Genomic DNA, 22,689 nt, shown 5'->3' on the forward strand with positions numbered 1-22,689 from the left:
TATTTTTTTATCTTATTATATAAAATATAAAAATATCAACCATACTCTAATAATTAAAAATTTAGCATAAGAGTATGGTTAACAGATCTGACTATTAGAAGATTAAATTAATAAAATAATTAATTTTTAATTAGACGAACGATTTACTTATTCATTGAATATATAATGAAATTATCGAGCTTATCGATATGTAAAAAAAAATCTTCTTCTAAAAAATGTGCGGCTGGAATATTAAAAATAACAGATAATTGTAATAAAAATACTACTGTTATTTTTACTGTTCCAAGTTCGTACCTTGACATTTGTTGCTGACTTATTCCTATTTTAGCGGCCAGCTCATTCATTGACATATTGTTTTTTCTTCTTTCTCGCCGTATTGCTTGACCTATATAAATATTAATATTACTAGCGAAATCACACATTAATTTTTCTCCAAGATAAAATAGCCATAGCAGGGTTTTATAGATATTTTTCTATAGTATTAGTGGCTTATTTATAGATAATATTGAAATCGGTAACTCCATTAGCATGACCAGATAGAGGTACTTCAGTTGTATTCCTATAACGAGCTGAGAAATTTAATATATTTTGATGTTGTTTAACGTCTTGAGTAATAGTAATTTTTCCATTTAAGGAAATATGTTCACCTTTGTAATCAAGTAGTTCAATTGCAACATTTTTAGCTGAGCCAGTTCCCATTAATGAAATGAGTTCAGGGGCATGGATATCACCTTCACCAGTAAATGATATTGCTAAAATAGGCGAAGATTGAGTATATTCTATGGAACAATCCTCTAAAATAATTTGGAATGGTTTTGGTGTCGATACACCTCCATTAATTAATTTAATAACCGCAATCTGGCCTAAGTTTATTATTTGATTTTTGCTTTCCGTAGCAACAACGCAAGGGCTATTGATGATATCACCACTAAAATGAACTGTTCCATCTTTTGCTTGTATTAATGTCGAACAGCTAACAAATAAGCTAAATAAAAGAAAATACATTTTCTTTTTCATTACTGTTTTCCTTAATAATCTATATAGTCAATAGACTAAACAAATTGTGATTATGAAAACTCAAAATCTATTGTCAGTGCTGTTTCTGCTACTCCTTGTTTAATTGTATTTTCTTTTCTAATGTAATAAGCGAAAAAATTTAAGATCAGTGTTAATTTGGGACCACTCCATTCAACAGATGGTGAATCTGTCGTATAAATATTTTCCTCACCGGGTATTATTGGGCTGTGTGTATTTTGATTATCTGAAATGCCATTATAAATAACGAGCCCAAAGCCTTCAGTGTGGTCATCTCCTTTATTAAGAGAAAATATATTATTATCTGTAGGATATTCTTCACCATTAAAAGTCAATGAAGTTTTAAATATTCCAATACAGTTAATTAGCTGTATTTGAAAATCAATAGGAGGTGAAGTACTATTAATTTCTGGAAACTCACTCGCTTTATAGTCACCGAGTTCTACAGTGCCATCTTCACCAATAAAATCTATTTCACATTCACCAGGAGTAATTCGTCCTGTAAATTTAATTTGGTCGCTAAAATTAGCATATGTAATAGTGGCATATTGAATTAAGAATAGGCTAATAAAAAAATAAAGAATTCTTTTCATGATTAATAGTCCAATTAGTCAATAGTTAGTAATAAAGTAGCTGTGCCTGAATAATCGGTAGGCGATAAATTGTTACCTGATGTTCTTGTTGGATATGAACGTAAATTAATAGTAGTTTCATTTTGTTCGTTTAAATTAACTTTAATATTACTATTTTCATTTGAAGGTTCTAAAATATTATTATCTTCGTCAGTGATAACTATGCCTAAATTATTAATAGGCTTATTAGTTTCATTATTAATAGTTGCAATTGAGTTAGGTTTATTAGGGTTTGTTTCTGCGGTCAATCTCATATTTATTTTAATATTTTCATTTATATTCTCACATTTTATATCAACAGGTATATTTACAGATTTCCAGTCTTCAGGCTGCTCTCCTATATTTTTAAATGCATTCGCAGGAACATCCCCCAGATCAATGGTTAAAGGCGTTTTTATTTCGCATGAGGTAGGTAATGATATCGTACCAGTAAGATTAATATCATAAACTTTATAATTTCTTGCATGAGCAGCAACACCAAAATAAACTTCTGCAACAAATTGATTAATCGTTATTTCACCAGTTGCTCCTGGTAATAAGTATAATTTAATTCGCATTTTAGATGTTGTTGCGGCTGGGACAAATATATTTTGTTCAGGCTGGGACTCTTGGCAAATTTTCATTGTTCCCGATGTTGGAATATTCATGCTCATTAAATTACCAGTTAAATAAGTGGTTGAAGAGCCTGGTGCGTTAGCATAACCCAGAGTGACTAATCCTGAAAAATTCACAAATGGGCTATTTGTTTGTAATAAAATTTCTCCTGACGATGCTTTTACTGGCGAATTTATCGCTGGTTGGCTGATTGGATGTATTTCTGTGTATATAGTTTTAAGATATCCATTAGAATTTTGATTTTCAACACAATTACAACGTACATTAATAACATTAGCCGCATTATTTACTTGCTCAATTTCTTGTTCCGGATTATTGATTGCGGCAAAGTCAAAAACCCAATTTGATGGGATATAGGTTTCAGTACATTGATAATCAAGCAGATCATTATCTGCGAATGAATATGATGATATCAATACTGAAAATAAGACAGTTATTAAAGAAAATTTCATATTAATCCTATAAAGTTAAAGACATTCACCAGATAATTGAATGATTCCGCCAATACTATTCTTGCTAGTTTCTTTAAGATCGTCAGCTGTTAAATTTTTGAATTTGGCAATACAAAAATCATTATCACCCCATTGAGCTTTAATGTTTTCTAATTTATCAATTCCATTTAAATAAACATCATTGTTATCACCGACCATAGATTCAACAATAATATTATTGTTAATATATACCGCCGATCCAAAAGGGATTTTTGATTTGTTATTTCTATCTAGTTTAATTAAAAATCGATATCCAATTGATGTGGCAAACTTGGCTTTTACTATCGCCCCCTTGGTTGGAATAACAGTTATAGCAGTCTCATCTAAATCTATATTATCGCCAAGGGTGGTAGCATCTATCATAATTCTATTTTTTCTATATGGACTTGAATAGGGCAATAAAGCATACCCACGATAATCAGTCGATACACCGGTATTATTTTTAACTCGAGCATGTGCTGCACCAGGTGCAGAAACCAGTACAGAAGTCGTATAAAATGGTTGAGATAAAGTGAGTCCATCCTCATGAGCAATAATGGCACCCCTGATACCATAGCTTAAGGTGTTATTATCTTTAGAATAGCTGTATCCAATATTTGATATATTATAAGTACCTTTATAATTTAAGTTTGTACTACCACCTAGATTGCGACTATTATTATTATAATATTGCTGAATACGATAGGAGAGATTATTATCCTCTAATAATGTTCCATTTACGCCAATATTTGCATTATAACTATTATTACTACTGTTATTATAGCTAGCTGTCATCCACATTTTTTTATCTAGCAAATCTAATGGAATTGAAGCTGTCAAGCTAATATTATTATCGATTTTTTTATTAGATAAACTTTTTTCATATCCATAAGATATATTATATGAGATACCTTTAATTGATGTGTTATAGCCGGCTTGTACTCTTTGTGTCGATTCATTATTCCAAAAACTGCGATGAATATAGCTTGTATAGAATGAACCATATTGATTCAAACTTTGAGAAATAGATAATTGGAATTGGCTTTTTTTATGGTATCTATTTGAAAAAAGATATCCTTCTTCATCAGTTTGATTATTATTTGGATATATTGAATTATGTTCATTAAATGTATAGAAATTACTGGTGCTATAACGATATCCCATTAAGCTAAAATGAGTACCTACCTCAGAAAATGATTTAGAATATAAGAAGCGTAGCGATTGTCCTTGTTTTGATTTCTCATCATTAAATTTTGCATTTGATGATGTTATATCGATAGAAGCTCCACCAAATGATTTTAAATTTTTACCAATACCGAAACTAACAGCCTGATAATCAGCAGATAATTGACTACCACCATATAATGTTAATCCATCGGATAAACCGTATAACAATGAAAATTGAGAGAAGTAGGGTTGTTCTTCTTGATTATTATTCTCATATTTTCCGACTACTGCCGTATAATTTAAACGTCCTTCACGTTGTAATAGAGGAACGGTTGCATAAGGTTGTATAAAACGTGTTTCAGTTCCATCTTCTTCTTTTATTGTTACAATTAAATCGCCACTTCCAGAGGATGAGTAGAGGTCATTTATGACGAATTCACCAGGTGTAACTGTCTTCTCATAAATAATATTATTATTCTGTCTTACAGTAACTAATGCATTCGTTTTTGCAAAACCTCGAATTGTGGGAGCGAATCCACGTTGGCTTTCAGGATACATTTCATCATCAGAAACCCATTTAATACCTCGAAAATTAACACTATCGAAAATACCATCAGAAACGTTAGTATCACCAATAAATATTCTTGATTTTATTGAGGATATACCCCGTTCTACATAGTTAGATATATTATTCCATTGTTGATTACTATTATTATTTCTCCAAGTGGAATTATTTTTAAATCGCCATGGTCCTGCATTTATACCAGTTTGTAGATTCAAAAATTGATTATTATTATTATATTTTGAATTAACGGATTTTTGTCCCGAAAATTGATAATTCAGTGTTAATGCATTGATACCATCATCCCAAAGCTCGGGAGATACAAATCCTCGTGCTTGGTTATTGAGTGATGATTGTGGAAAAGATAAAAATAGCTGTAATTTTTCGATAGAAAAATCGAAAGATGCTCCAGGATATTGGTCATGAAACAATATACATTGTGGAGTGTCGGCTAACTGCTTATTTTTATTTTTCTTGTTGGGTAGAATACCTAATTCACTAAGCTGTTTTTGTGTAAAGCAGGGAAACAAAACATCTTTATTATTAATATTTATTTTTTTAAATTTAATGTCTGTTGATTGGTCAGTTTTCTCTCTATTAAGATAAAGATCTACATTATAAACTCCTTCAGGTTGCAATTCATCATTATTATCAAATTGAGATAAACTAGAAATTATATTGTCATCTAAACCTTCTAAAAAACTAGGGTTAATATTTGCATCAGAATATATGGAATGAGTAATTAATAACGTAAAAATTGATATTCTATTCAAATTTAATGTGTGAGGTAATAGTTTCTTATTTATTGATGACATAATTTTCTCATTTTATCGAGGTAGTTATTTGTTCACTTTTACTTCCAAGATCGTTAACTATTTTAAATGCTAAGTTGTCACCTGTTTTTATCTTTATTGATGTATTTTCTGATGAGAATGCAAGGATCATCGTTGAGAACGAGTTTTTATTGTTGTTTATTAATAGATTATCAATGGTTATATTATAAGGTGAATTATTTTCTATAGATAAAAATCCATTACTTTCTTTCCATATGATTTTTTTAGCACTTTCAAAAGGAGTTCCCGATAACCCCTTAGGACGATAAAAAAGTTTTAATTTTGTTTTTATAGCTATTTGTAAGCCATTCTGTAAACCGTTTTTGGGAATTGGAGGTATAGCTTTCATATTTAACCAAAATACAGTTTCTCTATCTTGAGGTAATGCGGTTTTATTTATAATTCTTACCATATTTTCTTTGTTAGCATTAAGTTTAAATAATGGTGGTGTTAATATAAAATTATCAACTTTTTTTCCAGTAACATCTTCAATCCATGATTGAATTATATAATAATTTTCTACGCCTCTATTTGAAATTGAGATTGCAGCTTCTTTTTTATCAGCATTATAGATAACTCGTGTTGTACTAACAGCAATTCCGCCTTGGCTATTTGCATAGGCCGAGAAAAAAAATAATAAGGATAAAAATGGCATATAAAAATATTTTAATTTCATAGTTATTGTTTCCAATAGAAATTTCTTACTGAGTGGTTCTTCACTCAGTAAGAAATTAAATATTATTTATACGTTAGATTAAAATCAGCTGTACCATTAGCATGGCCAATCTCAACATTTTCACCGATCTTTTTATATTGAGCAGCGAAGTTAAGAATATTTTGATTAGCTACTAAATTTTCTTTTGTAAAAGTTTCTGTATTTAAGGCAATAGCTGAACCTGTCTCATCTAGTAATTGAATACCGACTTTTTTCGCTGAACCAGGGCCGCTGAGAGTAATTAATTCAGGCGCTTCTTCTGCCCCTTCTCCTGTGAAACCAACTTCAACAGACAGTCCTGCATCCGCCGTAATATCACATTCTTCAAGAATAATTTGGAATGGAACTGGCGTGGATACTGTATCCTTTAGCAATGATGCTCTTTTTACTTGTCCTAATCTTACTAATTGATCCTGACTTTCTGGATTCACAACGCATGGACTATCAACAATATCTCCAACAAAGCGGATTGTGCCATCTTTTGCAAATACATTTGCACAAAATAGTGTTGTTGTAATAATAGTTGCGGCAATAACAGTCTTTTTCATAAATTATCTCTATAAGTAAATTAAAATTAATTGTGTACTTCTTCCTTTTGATAATAAATATCAACGAGCACTAAATTGAATCCATTCATTAATTGGAATGGCATTCTATTACCAAATATTAGCAAAAGAAAAATATTGTAACGTTGTTTACTCCCATTTAAGACAAATTAAGAGCATTTAACCAAGTTGTCATTTCCAGGTGATATAAAAAACTAGAGTGTTTATTGGGGAGGGTGAAAGAACTATTAATTTTTATTGCAAATAATGTTGCATTATTGTGATGATTCAGACTAAAGATAAAGCAGGTGGCTGAAAGAGGTAACTGCTTGAAAATGGCTGTTTTGAAATGATAATTATTAAACAGTATTAGTTTATATTATAAATAATTTTATATATTGCTATTCAAATTAAAATACTAACTATCGTAAAATAATAAAATCTATTTTATTATTTTATTTATTATTGAATTCTTAGTTAATTAAATAAAATTTTATTTATTATTTAATTTGGTTTTTTCCTATTTTTGCTCTAGAGTAAATAATTAATAAATAAAGTTTAACAAGGAGGTTTAATGTATAATCATCAACAAAATCTATTCCCAGAAGTAATATTTGATTTTGATTCATGTCAACAAGTATTTAATATACAACGAGATGAATTAAATAATAATGTGGTTATATCTGCTGAGGTTATAATAAAAGGAATTATTTCTCATTCAGGTATACCTATAGAAGAACCTACCAATGTTATTAATATGACTGTAACTTTAGGAGGCGAATTTGATATTGGTGTTGAACTTAAAAACTTTAATTTAGATATTCCTGAATCAGGTGATAGCTTAATTATTAAAAGTGTAGACTTTCCTAATAATCCATTGATAGCTGCACTTATTTGTGAAAGTGGTGAAAATAATTATGATCTTTATTTTAATGTATTTATTAATGCAATACCAACGTATTGTCATGTGGGGAAAAATAATTTCGATATAGTGAATGTTAATGTAATATCATTAGTTATTAAGGATGAAATAGCGATTGTTTGTTTAGAATATTTTAATCCATTGTGTATGAAGGCTTTTTTATCAATTGGTAAAGATGAAAATAATTTAATTTCAATTGATATGAAATATATTGGTAAGGCAAGTGAGGATATTCCATTAGAATATTGGTATCGTTATTTAGGCAATGTAAATTTATCGATAGAAAATATTTGTGGTTACGATAAAACATTATCTATTATAATTGTATATAATAAAGATATTAATGGTTCACTAGTATGTAATCCATGGGAAGAAAAGGAATTTCAAAGTGAAGAAATTCTTGAGGGAAATTGTCTATCCCCTGAATATGGAGATGAAGGACTATATAAATTAAATGAATTAGATAATCGACAATATAATTGCAGTGCCATTCATACACATAAATCAGCTTATATTATCTCTTCTTCTTCAGTTTATATCTCAGGAAAACATCATGCTAATTTAAGTATGATTACGCCTAACGGTGCAATTATTACTGTGTTTGAAATTCAAGATACTAATACAGGTGATCATTATGATATCGATTTAGTTGCATTACAGGTACCTGAAGGCAATGATGATTTTGTTGCAGTCTGGTCCTCAGGAACAACTGCAGCAAGAAAAATTTTTGCTCAGCGTTTTCATCCTGTACTCAATAGTATTCAGCCTATTGGAATGCCTATTTTAATTTCAGGAAATGATGCGGTTTCAGTAGCCCCTCGAATATCTTTTAATAAAGAGACTAACAAAATTGCCATAATTTGGGTATCTGTTACAAATAAAAAAATCTGGCTAAAATTATTCACACCTATATTAAATGATGCTAGTGCCCCCTCTGAATTTATCGGACAATTTATAAACCAATATTTTTCATCTTCCTTATATATGCATGATGACAAAAATCAAACAGGTTATGCATTAGATATTGTTATTATATCTGGAGATCAGGATGAATATAGTAAAGATAAATTTTTCATTGCTTTAAAATCAACAGATACATTAATAAAAATGTTTCTATTACAGTCTGTTAGAGAGTCAAGTCTATTAAATTTATTAGATATAAAACCTTTTAATACATTCTTTGATTTTGAGGATAACAAAATTGCTCATTTTGATATGGAATATGATGCTAAAAAAAATAAATTAATGTTTGTTTATGGAAAATATACTGATGATGATATTTATGGTGTAGAGATACCTATTTTTAGTCATAATCTACAAAAAGCGACGCCTCGAAAATTAAATATTGAAGCATATGATAGTTATCGTCCTCGAATATCAAGATCACCGAAATATCATTTAGGAAATGGAGAGTATGAATATCGTTATTTGGTTGCGTGGGAATCTCAATTATATGGTATTTATTATAATATATTTTCAGATCTATTTATTCCTCAAGGTGCAGAGGATGAGATACAGCATGATGATAATGATACAGATAAAGCACAACCAATAATAACTGATAATAAAATAGTTATTATTATGGAAGCACGTAAATTTAATGGTTCGGCTGTTCAAGGGACTCGTTCAATTCTTTTTTATATTAAAAATAGAGTAATCCCTTAATATCTAATAGGAGGTTAAAGATTCTGATAATGGTAAGAATAAATATAATATTTCATTCAACCTAATCTAAATAAAGGACTTATTTATGGCTATTAACACTAATTTTCCTGCTGGACTTAATATTTTATCAAATACAAATAATAGAGCAAGTAACTGTACATCAATAAAAACATTAGCTTCTGGCTTCTTAGTTAGTTCATTTACTGAATATGTAGGTGGAAAATATACCGCTAATTTAAAAGCTCTATCACCTTCGGGGGCAATTATTCCTAGTATTATTATCCCTGATATTCGTCCTGGTGATCACTTTGATATTGATTTAGCTGAAATTTCAGGTACAGATGACTTTATTGCTGTTTGGTCATCAGGAACTACCTCAACTCGTCGAATTATTGGCCAGCGGTATAATGTATCACAAAGTGGATTCTCATCAGTTGGCGGTCAAATTGATATTAGTGGTACAAGTGTTGTCTCTGTTGCTCCTCGTATTTGTTATAATATAACCACGAAAAAATTCTTAGTAATTTGGGTTTCTGTAACTAATAAAACCATTTGGCTGAAATTATTAAATGAAGATTTGTCCGATGCGAGTCAGCAGGTTGCTGTGACGGGTGAATTAATGAGCCAATATTTTAATCTGTCGTTAAATATGCATGATAATAATGTGCATACTGGTTATGCAGTCGATATTGCATTAACGACAGGATATGATACTCCAGCATTACCTGGAATTAATAGCCGAGAACGTTTCTTTATTACACTGAAAGGCTCTAGAACATTAGTAAGATTGTTTTATCTTAATTCATATAAATCTTCAACTAAAGATTCAAAATTAGAACTGAATGAAGTTATTTTACCCTTTGATTTTGAAGATAAAGAAGTCGAACATTTTGATATGGAATATGATGCAGTTAAAGATAAATTAATGATTGTTTATGGTAAATATAATGATGATGATATTTATGGATTGGAAATATTATTATTTAGTCAGCCTAAAAGCGTATCATTGCTAGCAGATAATACATTAGAATTAAGAAACATTCCTAAAAAATTAAATATTGAAGCTTATGATAGCTATAGACCTCGAATTAAAAGAACTAATTCTGAAAATATTAATACGGGATCTTATGAATATATCGTCGCATGGGAAACACAAAGATTCGGTATTTATTTTAATCGTTTCTCACATGAATTCATTCCACAAGGTGCAGAATCAGAAATTCAGCATGATGATAGTGATACCGATAAAGCACAAATTGTTATTTCAGATAATCAATTTGTCATTGTGATGCAGGCGCATAAATTTCATGGTTCACCAGTACAAAACACGCGTGCTATTTTATTTAATACAACTGATTTTTAATCTTAGATTGATATTTATCATTTAATTCTAATTATCATTAATTATATATTTTTTATAATTTATAGATATTAAACATGCAGACTAATAATTTCATTGTGGGTTATTAATCTCACAATGAAATTATTATTTACTAAAGTAATAATTGTTTATTATTATAATTAATTTACACACATTTATTGTTAATTTTTTATTAACTAGTATTTAGTATAGATAGAATTCTTTAAATAAAGAAAAATAACAATTAATCTATTTAATTAGATCTTAATGCTAACAATGAAAATTATTAAAAGCTAAAATTTGTTATGTCTGATAGACATTACATTAAAAATATTATACTTTCATTACTGATAATTTTTTGTACTGTATAATAATGTATTGAATTTTTAGTGTTCGATTGAATAACCAGTAATATTATAAATATTATCTTGGAGGATAAGGTGTCATCAACTAATGCACCGAAGTATGTGAGTTATATCGGCTGGATAGCAACATTTACTGCATTTTGTATGTATGTATCCTATATTCCTCAGATTATGGATAATCTTGATGGAAATAAAACCAATCCGTTACAGCCAGCAGCTGCAGCGATTAATTGTACATTGTGGGTGTGGTACGGGCTCAAAGTAAAAGATTTGCCTGTTGCTGTTGCAAATGCGCCCGGTGTAATTTTTGGTATTATTGCCTGTTTAACCGCATTTTAATGCTGATCATTTGAAATTAAGATCAGTGAAACAAAGCCAGTGGACTACTTTTTATTCTATATTATCTTGCTGATTTTGTGAGTTATTATTTGTCGATTTTATGATTCAACAAAACAGTAAAATATTTTTTACAATTATTGAATAATGATTAGTGACAGAATATAATTCTAGTAATATTTTTGCGATAGCTCTAATCTTCTTTTTATCTTAACTTTCCTCTAGTCATCATTCAATTGAATAAGAACTATTCTTAATAATCTCAGGTTGTAAATACGCCTATTTAGGTTAAATTTTGCTGATTTTTTGGTTTATCTATTTTTACTAAGACCGCACTCTTATCGCCTAATTTCCAAAATTTTCATGGGATGAACGAGAGACTATGGGCAGATAAAAATATAGCTAAAGATAAAACGTCGTCCAATGTTAAGACATAAATAGATGGTCTTTTTAAGATTTAGTTACATTTAATGTAAATTAATTATTTTTTTTTAATATTAATGTAATAAATTTATAATGATTCTATGTATGAAGGTTTTAACTGAATTTATTCTTTGAGTAATTTTATTTCTTGGTATAAGTTTAGTGTAGATATTAAATTTTTCATCATAAGATGAGCAATTAAATAATTAACTTTATGGTGAGAATTATTTTAAATATTAAGTGTTCTAGATAAAAATAAGCTTTGAGCTTAGCTAGAAAGATTGACTCTCATTATACGGCGCTGTTTTTTATAATTCTAAATTCTGTTATTTCCAGCCAGCGCATTATGGTGATCAATCTACCGACTCAACTTTGGGCAGTATCAGATTTTGGAAAATAATCTATGAATCAATCATCAGTATGTCAGCAATTAGGTTTTATTGGCTTAGGACGTATGGGCGCCGCAATGGTTCGACGCATTAATAATGCCGGTGTGGAATGTGTTGTCTATGATCATAATACAGAGATTAGTCAGCAATTACCGGATAGTGTTATTTTTAATAATTCGCTTCAAGAACTGGTAGATAAGATGTCTACACCTCGGCATATTTGGCTAATGTTACCTGCAGCCGTTGTCGATTCGGTTATTACTCAGTTATTGCCTCTATTAAGTGCAGGTGATACGTTAATTGATGGTGGAAATTCACATTTTACTTTAGATATTCAACGTGCTAATCAATTGAGATCTAAGGGAGTTGATTACATGGATGTCGGGGTAAGTGGCGGCGTTTGGGGTGAAGAGCGTGGATATTGTCAGATGATTGGCGGCCCTAAAAATCGTTATCAATATTTAGAGCCTGTATTTCGTGCACTGGCACCAGGGGTTGAAGCGGCGCCAAGAACCGAAGGAAATACCGGGGATGCCTCTCCAGCCGAGCAAGGGTATCTTTATTGCGGCCCTAATGGCGCAGGACATTTTGTAAAAATGGTGCATAACGGGATTGAATACGGGCTGATGGCTGCTTATGCCGAAGGGCTAAGTATTCTTAAACATGCTGATTTAGGTTTGCAAGCGGTAGATGCAGATGCGGAAACCGCACCACTTGAGCATCCAGAGCATTATCAATATCAATTACCGGTTAATGAGATCAGTGAGTTATGGCGCCGTGGTAGTGTTGTTGGATCATGGCTATTAGATTTAATTGCCACTGAAATGCATCATTCGCCAGATTTAGAAAATTATGCTGGCCGTGTTTCTGACTCAGGTGAAGGCCGTTGGACTTCCACGGCTGCGATTGATTTAGGCGTTCCCGCTCCAGTATTAACCACCGCGCTATATTCACGTTTTGCTTCGCGTGATAATGATTTATTTGCTGATCGAGTTCAATCAGCCATGCGCCATGCGTTTGGCGGCCATCAAGAAAAATCTGCGCAATCGCAGGAGTAATTATGCCTAATTTATCTTTAATGATCTTAGGCGCTAGCGGCGATTTAACTAAGCGCCTGCTGATGCCTTCGTTGTTTCGCTTGCACAAACTGGGCTTAATCCCGAAATTAAATATTATTGGATATTCCATTGATAAATGGGATAGAGATGCGTTTCTTAAACATATTCATGATGCGTTGCAGCAGTTTATTCCTGGGTTTAATGAGGCTGATTGGGCATCTTTTAGTCCTCATCTTGATTTTATCAGCGGCGAGTTATCTGCTAAAGATTTGCAACAAGCCCAGGAAAAACTCTCGCCCTCGGCATTATTTTATTTAGCGCTACCGCCGACTCTATTTGGGCAAGCGGCTCAGGCGATCGGTGACGCTGGGCTGGCTGAACAAACAGATAATAATTGGCGTCGCATTCTGATTGAGAAACCTTTTGGAACGGATTTAGCTTCCGCAGAAGTGCTACGTACACAAGTTCATACGCATTGGGATGAATCGCAGGTTTATCGCATTGATCACTTTTTAGGCAAGGAAGCGACGCAGAATTTAATGATTTTCCGGTTTGCAAACCGAGTGCTGGCGCCAGTATGGAATGCAGAACATATTGAACAGGTTCAGATTAGTTACGCTGAAACATTGGGGGTAGAAAATCGTGCAGTATATTACGATCGCTCCGGTGCAATGCGCGATATGTTACAAAATCATTTGATGCAGTTGCTTACCTTAACCGCAATTGAACCATTAGGTCGTTGGGATGGTGAAATATTGCGCGATCATAAAGTCGAAGTGCTGAAATCGATTCGTCCAACGGAGAATATGCAGGTCGATACTTGGGCTGTTCGTGGGCAATATTGTGCCGGCCAGATTGATGGTAATTCAGTGGCTGATTATTGTAATGAGCCGGGGATCCCGATTGATACCAATACTGAAACATTTGCGGCGCTGCGATTAGAGATAGATAACTGGCGTTGGAAGGGAGTGCCATTTTATTTACGCAGTGGCAAGCGGTTAGCCAATAATTATGCAGAAATTGCCGTTCAATTTCGAGCTCCAGCAGGTGCGCTTCCTGGGGATATATCGGTCGAAAACAATTGGCTGGTATTTCGCCTTAGCCCAGAAATGGGAATGGATATGCATATGACCGCTAAGCTTCCTGGTATGAATTTACAAACTCATGATATTGTCCTTTCCGCACCATATACTCAGCCAGGACAATATGAGGTCTCAGCTTATGAGCAATTATTAATTGATGCCCTTAATGGTGATCGAGCTCATTTCTTGCGTTTTGATGAAGTCGAGTGGGCATGGCGTATTATTGACCCGGCGCTAAAAGCTTGGGAACAGGGTATGCCAGATTTATATAAAGCGGGAAGTGAAGGGCCAGAGAGCCAGGATCGAATTATGCGCTCAGGGCATCATTGGCGTTCGTTATTAGGATAAAAAACACTAATTGTACTGAGATAGATGTTTGAATAACGTTAGAGTCGGTATTATTATCGACTCTAACGTTATATTATTTTTAGGTATATTTAATAGTTGATTAATAAGCAGCCATTTTGATCAAGGATTACTTAAAAACACTAAATCATATTTAGATGTTAAGTTTTAATTAAAAAAATGTTAGTTAATCAATGATTTTGCCAAGTTTATATTAAAGGTAGATCTGTTATTATCTGTATATATTTAAATAAGCAATATATTTATTTTATTACCGCTATATGATATTAAAATTACGTTATTTAATATCATATTAGTAAATCTAATTTATTCATCTTAATATGAATGTGTTTTTTTACTAATCAGCAATAGATTGGTTTAATTTCTATCTTCATAGAATATTTGATTCTAGATTAATATTTATAAATAAGATCGTTGTTGATTTATTGCATTTCCTCCGTGAAGATAGCCGCATAAATTTATAGGTAAAAATATTTTAAAGGGTCATTATGGATCTCAACATTAATTCGACAAGTGATAATCAAAATAAGAATAATGAAAAACGTAGGAAGTTTTGGTTAGTACTTGCGTCAATCATTTTTATTTTATTATTTATCGCCTATGGCGTTTATTGGTTTATGGTTTTACGTTTTCAAGAATATACCGATGATGCCTATGTTTCTGGCGTTCAAGTGCCGATTATTGCACAGACTAATGGTAATGTGACGCAGATTAATTATGAAAATACCGATTTAGTAAAGGCGGGGGATGTTTTAGTTATTTTAGATAAGACTAATGCTCAATTATCGTATGAGCAGGCAAAACATGAATTAGCTAATGCAGTGCGCCAAACGCAAGAACGTTATATTAATAACGATGAGTATAAAGCTGAAATCCGTAAAAATGAAATTTCATTATCTCAGGCACAAAAAGATTATCAGCGTCGTGCGACTTTGGGGCAAAAAGGAACAATTTCCAAAGAAGATTTACAGCATGCTAAAGAAGCCGTACAGCTTGCTCAGGCTGCATTAGATATTTCTATTCAACAATATAACGCGAATCAGGCATTGCTTCGTAATACCCCATTAAAAAATCAGCCTGCGATTCAACAGGCCGCAGATAACGTTCGTAATGCATGGATTGCTTTGCAGCGTACCGAAATCCGCAGCCCAATGAGTGGATTTGTTTCCCGACGCAATGTACAAATTGGCTCTGAAGTGAGTCCACAAAGCTCATTAATGGCAATTGTGCCAACTCAGCCAGTTTGGATAGATGCTAATTTTAAAGAAACCCAACTCGCCAATGTTAGAATTGGCCAGCCGGTGAGTATGACCAGTGATTTTTATGGTAGCGATGTGGTATATCACGGAACAGTTGTCGGTTTAGATATGGGAACCGGTAGCGCATTTTCTTTATTACCCGCCCAAAATGCGACGGGTAACTGGATAAAAGTGGTGCAGCGATTGCCTGTACGAGTCGAGCTAGACCCTGAACAAGTGGCTAAATATCCATTACGCATTGGTTTATCAATGAATGCCACTATTGATATAAAAAACCAAGAGGGTCCGGTATTAGCGCAAGTTCAGCGTACAACGCCTGTTTTTGAAAGTGATGTATTAATTCTGGATTTATCCCCAGTTAATAATGTTATCGATAATATTATTGATAACAACTCAAACTAACCTGAAAAGGAGCTAGTGTGGCTGCTATTCAAGCACTTAAGGGTGGCAAGTTGGTTTGGGCGACTATCGCTTTATCCTTGGCGACCTTCATGCAGGTACTGGATTCAACGATAGCTAATGTAGCAATACCAACCATTGCCGGCGATCTTGGTGTTTCTGTAACTCAGGGCACTTGGGTGATCACTTCCTTTGGCGTCTCTAATGCAATTTCGATTGCTATCAGTGGTTACTTGGCTAAGCGATTTGGCGAGGTTCGGGTATTTCTATGGGCAACGGCCTTATTTACCGTATTCTCTTTTACTTGTGGCGTTTCTGATAGCTTAGAAATGTTGATTATTTTCCGCGTGTTACAAGGCGCGGTTGCAGGGCCGGTGATCCCTCTTTCTCAAAGTTTAATTTTACGTTGCTATCCACCTAAAATGCAGAATATGGCATTAGCTCTATGGTCGATGACTATTATTCTGGCACCGGTTTTTGGTCCTATTTTTGGCGGCTATATTAGCGATAATTTCCATTGGGGATGGATCTTCTTTATGAATATCCCGCTTGGTATCTTTGTGGTACTGGTCGGCGGTTATATTTTAAAAGGTATGGAATCGACAGTTACTAAAGTACCATTTAATGTGATTGGATTAGCATTATTGTCGGTTGGTGTCGGTTGTTTACAGGTGCTGTTAGATAAAGGGAAAGAATTGGGTTGGCTGGCCTCAAATGAGATTATTATCTTAGCGATAATTTCAGTTATTGCCTTGGTTTTCTTGGTTATTTGGGAATTGACTGATAAAAATCCAATCGTTGACTTGGCGTTATTTAAATCGAGAAATTTCACCATTGGTACGATTTCCGTCAGTTTAGCCTATATGGCTTATTTCGGCGCAATAGTATTATTGCCGCAGTTATTACAGGAAGTTTACGGTTATACCGCGACTTGGGCCGGTTTAGCGCTCGCGCCTATTGGGCTATTACCGGTATTACTTTCGGCGCCGGTAGCTAAAATTTCAGATTATATTGATATCCGCTGGATTGTTACTTGTAGCTTCGTTTTTTATGCTATTTGTTTTTATTGGCGGGCATATACTTTTGAGCCAGATATGGGCTTTATGTCGGTTGTCTGGCCGCAATTAGTCCAAGGAATGGCGGTTGCATGCTTCTTTATGCCATTGACCACATTGACATTATCAGGTTTACCACCAGAGAAATTTGCGGCGGCATCCAGCTTATCTAATTTTTTCCGTACTTTAGCTGGCTCGATAGGAACGTCGATTACCACAACATTATGGAGCGATAGAGAATCACTACATCACAGTCAACTAACTGAATCTATTACTAATTATAATCCTGAGTCGATAGACATGTATCGAGAACTAGCTGCTAAGGGGATGAGCACAGAGCAATCCTCGACGTATATTGCACAACAGATAACGAGCCAGGGATTAATTATTGCAGCTAATGAGATTTTTTGGCTATGTGGTGGTGTATTTATTTTGCTAATTGTGGCCGTTTGGTTTGCTAAGCCGCCTTTTGGTAGTGCCGCAAATAAAAAATAGTCCTTTAATACAACCTCATTTTGTTATTAATCTGAATAAAATCTGTCTAGTTAAAATTAACTGGACGGATTTATTAAGTTCGATTGCATTAAAAATATTCTAAATTAACAATAGCTGTTGTATTTAACTGGCCCGCAGATAATTTATTTTTATTATAAACTTGATAATGATAACTAGGATCGCTCATGATTTTTTTATTATGAGTTAAATGTAGCACTGCTCAAATAGGTTTTAAGTAGATTGGACGTTTTATTGTTTAAGGCAAATGAATAGCTGACATCTAACGAGAAAAAAATCATAAATACAGCCTGCTGTAGTTAATAATTCATGGATTGAAATACCTTCTGGCGTTCTCGATTTTAATATTAAAAAATATTGCCACTATTGGCGAATAAGTCTTTGCTATGCGCGCTTCTCAAAAGTGATATTTATGGGCATGATCTTTCATTAGTGACACCAATGATGATGGCGAATAATATCAAAAGTATCGATGTGACAAATAACCAAAAGTTTAAAATCGTTGGTAATTAGATTTTAAAGGTCGTTTAGTGCATGTGCGTAATGCTACCGAATTAGAGATGAGCCAAGCGACAAAAATTATCAGGTTGAAGAACTGATTAGTAATTTACCGATGACACAGACGCTGGACGCCATGACTGCACAGCAAAATAAAATCCTGCCAATTTTCATTTGACACTGAACTCAGGGGGAATGTCGCGCAATGAACTGGATGCGAGTGAGGCAACTGGTTTAAATCAAGCGCGAGCAATATCACCGTTACTGCACTTAAAAATTGTCGGCATTATGTCGCATTATCCTGAAAAAGACTCTGATAACGTAAGAGTTTCTCTCGCACGCTTTAATCAACAATCGAAGCAAGTATTAGCGGTTACTGGGCGAGCCCGAATATTTTATTGCAAATACTTTTACCAGGTTGACAGTGCCTGAATATTGGCTTGATATGGTTCGAGTTGGCGGAATATTTTACGGTGATACCATCGCCAGTGATGAGGTTTAAATTTAATATTGCGGCGATTAATCATTATCCGCAAGGAAATACTGCCGGTTATAATCGCACGTATACACTGAACCGAGATCTGATATTAGCTAATATTTCGCTAGGTTATGCGAATAGCTATCGTCGTGTATTTAGCAATATAGCGCATGCATTGATCAATGGACAGGGGGTCCGGTATCAAGAAAGACTTCGATGAGTATCGTTATGGTTAATATTACTGATTTAAAACAGGTCAAGTCGGACGATGAAGTCGTATTTTTCGGTAAGTAAGGTGACGCTGAAATTACGTCAACAGAGGTCGAGGATATCTGGCACATTATTTACTGAGATGTCTATTTTGTAGGGAGTGGCGAATAAACGCATCTTAGTTGACTAGCGATTAATAGTAAATGCGGGTTATTTTACAGAAGGTTAATAACTCGCATAATAGGGTTAGCGCAAAAGACCAAACTAAATTCTTACAAAAATAGTATAAATGATAGATTAATTATCATCATGAAATTGTTGATTTTTTGCTCGCTCAAAGGCTTCTAAGGTTATTTTACGCGCCTCACTATGATCGACGATAGGCTGCGGATAATCGAGAATAACCCTCTGGCTGTCCGTCCATTCGTGAGGAGTATGAATATATTTATCGGGCACACGCTGTAATTCGGGGATCCACTGGCGAATAAATTTACCTTGGGGATCGAATTTTTTTCCTTGTGTCGTCGGGTTAAAGATACGGAACCATGGAGATGCATCAGTACCTGTCGATGCTGACCACTGCCAGCCACCATTATTGGCTGCAAAATTACCGTCAATCAATTGACGCATAAAATATTGTTCTCCTTCTCGCCAATTAATTAATAAATCTTTGACCAAGAAACTCGCGCTGATCATGCGTAAACGATTATGCATCCAGCCTGTGGTATTCATTTGGCGCATAGCGGCATCGACAATCGGATAACCCGTTTTTCCCTGTTGCCAAGCGAGTAAATGCGTAGAGTCAGATGACCACGCCAGATTTTTTGTCCATGCAATGAAGGGCTTATTGCGGCATAAATCGGGAAAGGCGACGATTAAATGATGATAAAACTCCCGCCAAATAAGCTCATTTAGCCAACTAAAGGCATCATTATCAGATGAATCAAAGGTATTTGGGTTTTCGAGTAACAGACGATTAATGCATTGACGTGGAGACAGGACTCCAATAGCTAAGTAGGCGGATAAACGGCTAGTCCCTTCGACGGAAGGAATATCACGTTGTTGAGCATATTGCTTTACGTTTTGCTGACAAAACTGGCGTAATTTTTGTAATGCTGCCTTTTCGCCAGCTGGATAATTCGGGCCTAAATCAATATTCTGATGAGCAAATAAAGGTTGATCCGATTCAAGATTAAGGGGTTCACCGCGCGGTGTTGGAGCCGGATAGGATGAATATCCATGCTGCTGCAATTGAGGCAAAAATGCGCGTCTAAAGGGGGTATAAACTTGATACATTTCGCCTTTTTGATTACGCACAGCTCCCGGAGGTAATAACAGAAAATCATCAAATGCTTCAATAACTAATTGATCACAATGCTGTTGCAACCATTGATCTCTGAGCTGTTCATTGAGTTCATATTGGCGATTAAAAAATAGAGTTGAGATATTTTGTTGCTGACAAAATTGCACTAGCCAATCAGTCGAAGCCTTAAAATCTGTGCTGGAATGACACACTAAAGGAATACCTAGCGTGGCTAATTGGTGTCGCAGCGCGGATAAATTTTGATGGATAAAACTGATTTGTCGTTCGGCAAGATGATGTGCTTGCCATTGTGCCGGGGTGGCAATAAAAATGGCAAGCACTTCGGCGTCAGGATCAGTACAGGCAGCGGTCAGTGCCTTATTATCGGTCACTCGAAGGTCATGGCGGAACCACACCAGATGACGTTTTTTAGCGGTTGGTTCAGCCATTATCACTCCCTATACTGTTATTGCATGATTAATCCAGTTTTGGATGTTGATCAATCAATGTCTGACGTTTTTTCTCAAGTTCAGTGATTTGTTCATTAATATCTTCAACTTTCTGTTCGATATTATCAAAATGTTCACTCAATATCTCTTTGGCTTCAGCTCTGTCTGACGCGGCGGGGGTTGCACCTTTCAGTGGCTTATTGGCTGTTTCAGGCATTTTAATCCCTGTCCACAGACCCACTAACGCGATGACCATCAGATAAAATGCTGGGGTGTATAGGTTTTGAGTTGATTCAACTAACCATGCAGCGACGGTTGGTGTTGCACCAGCAACCAATACTGAGATATTAAAAGCGATAGCTAATGCACTATAACGGATTTGAGTTGGGAAAATTGATGGCAAAATCGATGCCATAACCCCAGTAAAACAGTTTAGTAATACCGCTAAAATTAATAATCCCACAAAGATTAAGCCGACAGAACCGCTATTAATCAGCATGAACGAAGGATAAGCTAAGAATAACAAGCCGATACTTCCTATCAGAACAAATGGACGACGTCCAATTTTATCACTTGCCAAACCGATTAGAGGCTGAACAAATAGCATCCCAAGCATAATAGCGATGATGATTAATACACCATGATCAGCTGAATAATTTAGGTTATGTGACAAGTAACTTGGCATATAGGTTAGCAACATATAGTAAGTTACGTTAGTTGCGATAACCAAGCCGACGCAAGTTAGCAAACTTTTCCAGTGTTTGATGGCGACTTCACGGAACGAGATTTTTGGTGGATTCTGAATGTTTTCTTTATCTTGTTTGGCCAAAGCTTCAACATGTTGTTGGAACGCGGGTGTTTCTTCCAACGCATGACGCAGATAAAGACCAATAATCCCTAAAGGCAATGCTAAGAAGAATGGAATTCTCCATCCCCATTCATGGAAGCTTTCTTCACCGAGAATGCTTGAAATTAAGACGACGACACCCGCACCAAGTACGAAGCCGGCAATCGAACCAAAATCAAGCCAGCTTCCCATAAATCCACGTTTACGGTCTGGAGAATATTCAGCAACAAAGATAGCTGCACCAGAGTATTCACCCCCGACAGAGAATCCTTGGGCTAATTTTGCCACTAATAATAGAATAGGTGCCCAGATACCGATAGTGGCATAACCGGGGATCAAACCAATACAGAAGGTACTGACAGACATAATTATAATGGTGACGGCCAATACTTTCTGGCGACCATATTTATCACCCAGTATTCCGAATACTACGCCGCCTAATGGGCGGACTAAAAACGGAACAGAGAAGGTAGCTAATGCTGCAATCATCTGTATACCTGGTGATACATCTGGGAAGAATACTTGGCCTAATACATAGGCAAGGAATCCGTAAACCCCGAAGTCAAACCATTCCATTGCATTACCTAATGCAGCGGCGGTAATGGCTTTTTTTAGTTTACTATCATCAATGATCGTAATGTCATTGATATTTAGCGGTTTATTTCTTTTTTTCCTGAGTCTCATAGAACCATCCTCTCAATTAATCCGGATATTTTTTTGTATGGATTAATAAATCTTATCTGTGGTATTTCCGTTATACGACAAAGCGTCTATTGATTGACTGACCTTAGTCATTCCACAACTGCAAATCTCAGTATTATTTATAATTTAACTATTTCTTAACTATTCGTTTTTTATAAAGATGATTTATTTGTTCATCGAAAAATTGAATAATTTTAGTTATTCCTCTGAGTTGGTTATCAAATTCTGAACATTACTATATAACAACTATTAAATAGAATAGACAAGAAATTACATTCTGCAGAATATTTTTGACATAAAAGCTATCTATTTTCTGTCATTTAATGATGTGAAATGGCTTAAAACTCATAAATCTTAAATTAGGGGTTAGTACCTATTTGTCGATAAATAAACCAGTCATTTTATGCTGCGGTTAGCGCGTTGGGATCTAGCTGGT

16 protein-coding genes and 1 pseudogene are annotated in these 22,689 nt (G+C 34.3%); 8 read left to right on the plus strand and 9 right to left on the minus strand.

Translation table 11 applies throughout. The features are described 5' to 3' along the window. Positions 1-143: 143 nt before the first annotated feature. From M992_RS03485 to M992_RS03515, 7 genes are all read right to left on the minus strand, one after another. Positions 144-422, minus strand: a complete 279-nt coding sequence (locus tag M992_RS03485) for a helix-turn-helix domain-containing protein (protein ID WP_053907335.1) — start codon at positions 420-422, stop codon at positions 144-146. 67 nt (positions 423-489) lie between these two features. After that, a complete protein-coding gene (locus M992_RS03490) occupies positions 490-1,017 on the minus strand; it encodes a fimbrial protein (RefSeq protein ID WP_053907336.1) in 528 nt (175 codons plus the stop codon). A 50-nt stretch (positions 1,018-1,067) separates the two neighbouring features. Continuing rightward, positions 1,068-1,628 (minus strand): fimbrial protein, encoded by a 561-nt coding sequence (locus tag M992_RS03495; RefSeq protein ID WP_053907337.1) that lies wholly within the window; start codon positions 1,626-1,628, stop codon positions 1,068-1,070. Positions 1,629-1,642: 14 nt separating this feature from the next. Next, complete coding sequence (locus tag M992_RS03500; protein ID WP_053907338.1) at positions 1,643-2,734, minus strand: fimbrial protein; 1,092 nt, start codon at positions 2,732-2,734, stop codon at positions 1,643-1,645. 15 nt (positions 2,735-2,749) lie between these two features. Continuing rightward, positions 2,750-5,296: a fimbria/pilus outer membrane usher protein gene (locus M992_RS03505; RefSeq protein ID WP_053907339.1), complete on the minus strand. Its 2,547-nt coding sequence runs from the start codon at positions 5,294-5,296 to the stop codon at positions 2,750-2,752. 7 nt (positions 5,297-5,303) lie between these two features. Next, the gene (locus M992_RS03510; protein ID WP_053907340.1) at positions 5,304-5,990 is read right to left on the minus strand and encodes a fimbrial biogenesis chaperone; all 687 of its coding nucleotides are present in this window, start codon (positions 5,988-5,990) and stop codon (positions 5,304-5,306) included. A gap of 62 nt (positions 5,991-6,052) precedes the next feature. After that, positions 6,053-6,577 (minus strand): fimbrial protein, encoded by a 525-nt coding sequence (locus M992_RS03515; protein WP_053907341.1) that lies wholly within the window; start codon positions 6,575-6,577, stop codon positions 6,053-6,055. Between the two features lie 571 nt (positions 6,578-7,148). On the opposite strand from M992_RS03515, the gene M992_RS03520 reads away from it, so the two are divergent. The 8 genes and pseudogenes from M992_RS03520 to M992_RS15565 all read left to right on the plus strand — a co-directional run. After that, positions 7,149-9,161 (plus strand): hypothetical protein, encoded by a 2,013-nt coding sequence (locus M992_RS03520; protein ID WP_053907342.1) that lies wholly within the window; start codon positions 7,149-7,151, stop codon positions 9,159-9,161. Positions 9,162-9,246: 85 nt separating this feature from the next. Beyond that, positions 9,247-10,524 carry a hypothetical protein gene (locus M992_RS03525; protein WP_053907343.1) on the plus strand — a complete coding sequence of 426 codons (1,278 nt, stop codon included), beginning with the start codon at positions 9,247-9,249 and terminating at the stop codon, positions 10,522-10,524. Positions 10,525-10,961: 437 nt separating this feature from the next. After that, positions 10,962-11,225 (plus strand): SemiSWEET family transporter, encoded by a 264-nt coding sequence (locus M992_RS03530; RefSeq protein WP_134473602.1) that lies wholly within the window; start codon positions 10,962-10,964, stop codon positions 11,223-11,225. Positions 11,226-12,048: 823 nt separating this feature from the next. Beyond that, entirely contained in the window at positions 12,049-13,092 is a 1,044-nt protein-coding gene (gnd, locus tag M992_RS03535; RefSeq protein WP_053907345.1) for a phosphogluconate dehydrogenase (NAD(+)-dependent, decarboxylating), read from the plus strand. 2 nt (positions 13,093-13,094) lie between these two features. Then, positions 13,095-14,522 (plus strand): glucose-6-phosphate dehydrogenase, encoded by a 1,428-nt coding sequence (zwf, locus tag M992_RS03540; RefSeq protein WP_053907346.1) that lies wholly within the window; start codon positions 13,095-13,097, stop codon positions 14,520-14,522. A 506-nt stretch (positions 14,523-15,028) separates the two neighbouring features. Further along, positions 15,029-16,201 carry a multidrug efflux MFS transporter periplasmic adaptor subunit EmrA gene (gene emrA, locus M992_RS03545; RefSeq protein ID WP_053907347.1) on the plus strand — a complete coding sequence of 391 codons (1,173 nt, stop codon included), beginning with the start codon at positions 15,029-15,031 and terminating at the stop codon, positions 16,199-16,201. Positions 16,202-16,218: 17 nt separating this feature from the next. Then, on the plus strand, positions 16,219-17,748 hold the full coding sequence (locus M992_RS03550; RefSeq protein WP_053907348.1) for a DHA2 family efflux MFS transporter permease subunit: 1,530 nt from the start codon (positions 16,219-16,221) through the stop codon (positions 17,746-17,748). 301 nt (positions 17,749-18,049) lie between these two features. Next, positions 18,050-19,109 (plus strand): annotated as a pseudogene (locus M992_RS15565) (alanine racemase C-terminal domain-containing protein); the annotation flags it as partial. Between the two features lie 140 nt (positions 19,110-19,249). Here the strand turns inward: M992_RS15565 and phrB are convergent. Together phrB and proP are read right to left on the minus strand one after the other, a co-directional pair. Then, the gene (phrB, locus tag M992_RS03560) at positions 19,250-20,704 is read right to left on the minus strand and encodes a deoxyribodipyrimidine photo-lyase (protein WP_053907349.1); all 1,455 of its coding nucleotides are present in this window, start codon (positions 20,702-20,704) and stop codon (positions 19,250-19,252) included. Positions 20,705-20,732: 28 nt separating this feature from the next. Then, positions 20,733-22,235 (minus strand): glycine betaine/L-proline transporter ProP, encoded by a 1,503-nt coding sequence (proP, locus tag M992_RS03565; protein WP_053907350.1) that lies wholly within the window; start codon positions 22,233-22,235, stop codon positions 20,733-20,735. Positions 22,236-22,689 lie beyond the last annotated feature (454 nt).

The organism is Moellerella wisconsensis ATCC 35017 (assembly GCF_001294465.1).
Taxonomy (GTDB): Bacteria; Pseudomonadota; Gammaproteobacteria; order Enterobacterales; family Enterobacteriaceae; genus Moellerella; species Moellerella wisconsensis.

What these genes read in the sequence shown, in the direction of transcription:
- M992_RS03485 (WP_053907335.1), bottom strand. Translation starts at nt 422, where the DNA reads ATGTGTGATTTCGCTAGTAATATTAATATTTATATAGGTCAAGCAATA.
- M992_RS03490 (WP_053907336.1), bottom strand. Translation starts at nt 1,017, where the DNA reads ATGAAAAAGAAAATGTATTTTCTTTTATTTAGCTTATTTGTTAGCTGT.
- M992_RS03495 (WP_053907337.1), bottom strand. Translation starts at nt 1,628, where the DNA reads ATGAAAAGAATTCTTTATTTTTTTATTAGCCTATTCTTAATTCAATAT.
- M992_RS03500 (WP_053907338.1), bottom strand. Translation starts at nt 2,734, where the DNA reads ATGAAATTTTCTTTAATAACTGTCTTATTTTCAGTATTGATATCATCA.
- M992_RS03505 (WP_053907339.1), bottom strand. Translation starts at nt 5,296, where the DNA reads ATGTCATCAATAAATAAGAAACTATTACCTCACACATTAAATTTGAAT.
- M992_RS03510 (WP_053907340.1), bottom strand. Translation starts at nt 5,990, where the DNA reads ATGAAATTAAAATATTTTTATATGCCATTTTTATCCTTATTATTTTTT.
- M992_RS03515 (WP_053907341.1), bottom strand. Translation starts at nt 6,577, where the DNA reads ATGAAAAAGACTGTTATTGCCGCAACTATTATTACAACAACACTATTT.
- M992_RS03520 (WP_053907342.1), top strand. Translation starts at nt 7,149, where the DNA reads ATGTATAATCATCAACAAAATCTATTCCCAGAAGTAATATTTGATTTT.
- M992_RS03525 (WP_053907343.1), top strand. Translation starts at nt 9,247, where the DNA reads ATGGCTATTAACACTAATTTTCCTGCTGGACTTAATATTTTATCAAAT.
- gnd (WP_053907345.1), top strand. Translation starts at nt 12,049, where the DNA reads ATGAATCAATCATCAGTATGTCAGCAATTAGGTTTTATTGGCTTAGGA.
- zwf (WP_053907346.1), top strand. Translation starts at nt 13,095, where the DNA reads ATGCCTAATTTATCTTTAATGATCTTAGGCGCTAGCGGCGATTTAACT.
- emrA (WP_053907347.1), top strand. Translation starts at nt 15,029, where the DNA reads ATGGATCTCAACATTAATTCGACAAGTGATAATCAAAATAAGAATAAT.
- phrB (WP_053907349.1), bottom strand. Translation starts at nt 20,704, where the DNA reads ATGGCTGAACCAACCGCTAAAAAACGTCATCTGGTGTGGTTCCGCCAT.
- proP (WP_053907350.1), bottom strand. Translation starts at nt 22,235, where the DNA reads ATGAGACTCAGGAAAAAAAGAAATAAACCGCTAAATATCAATGACATT.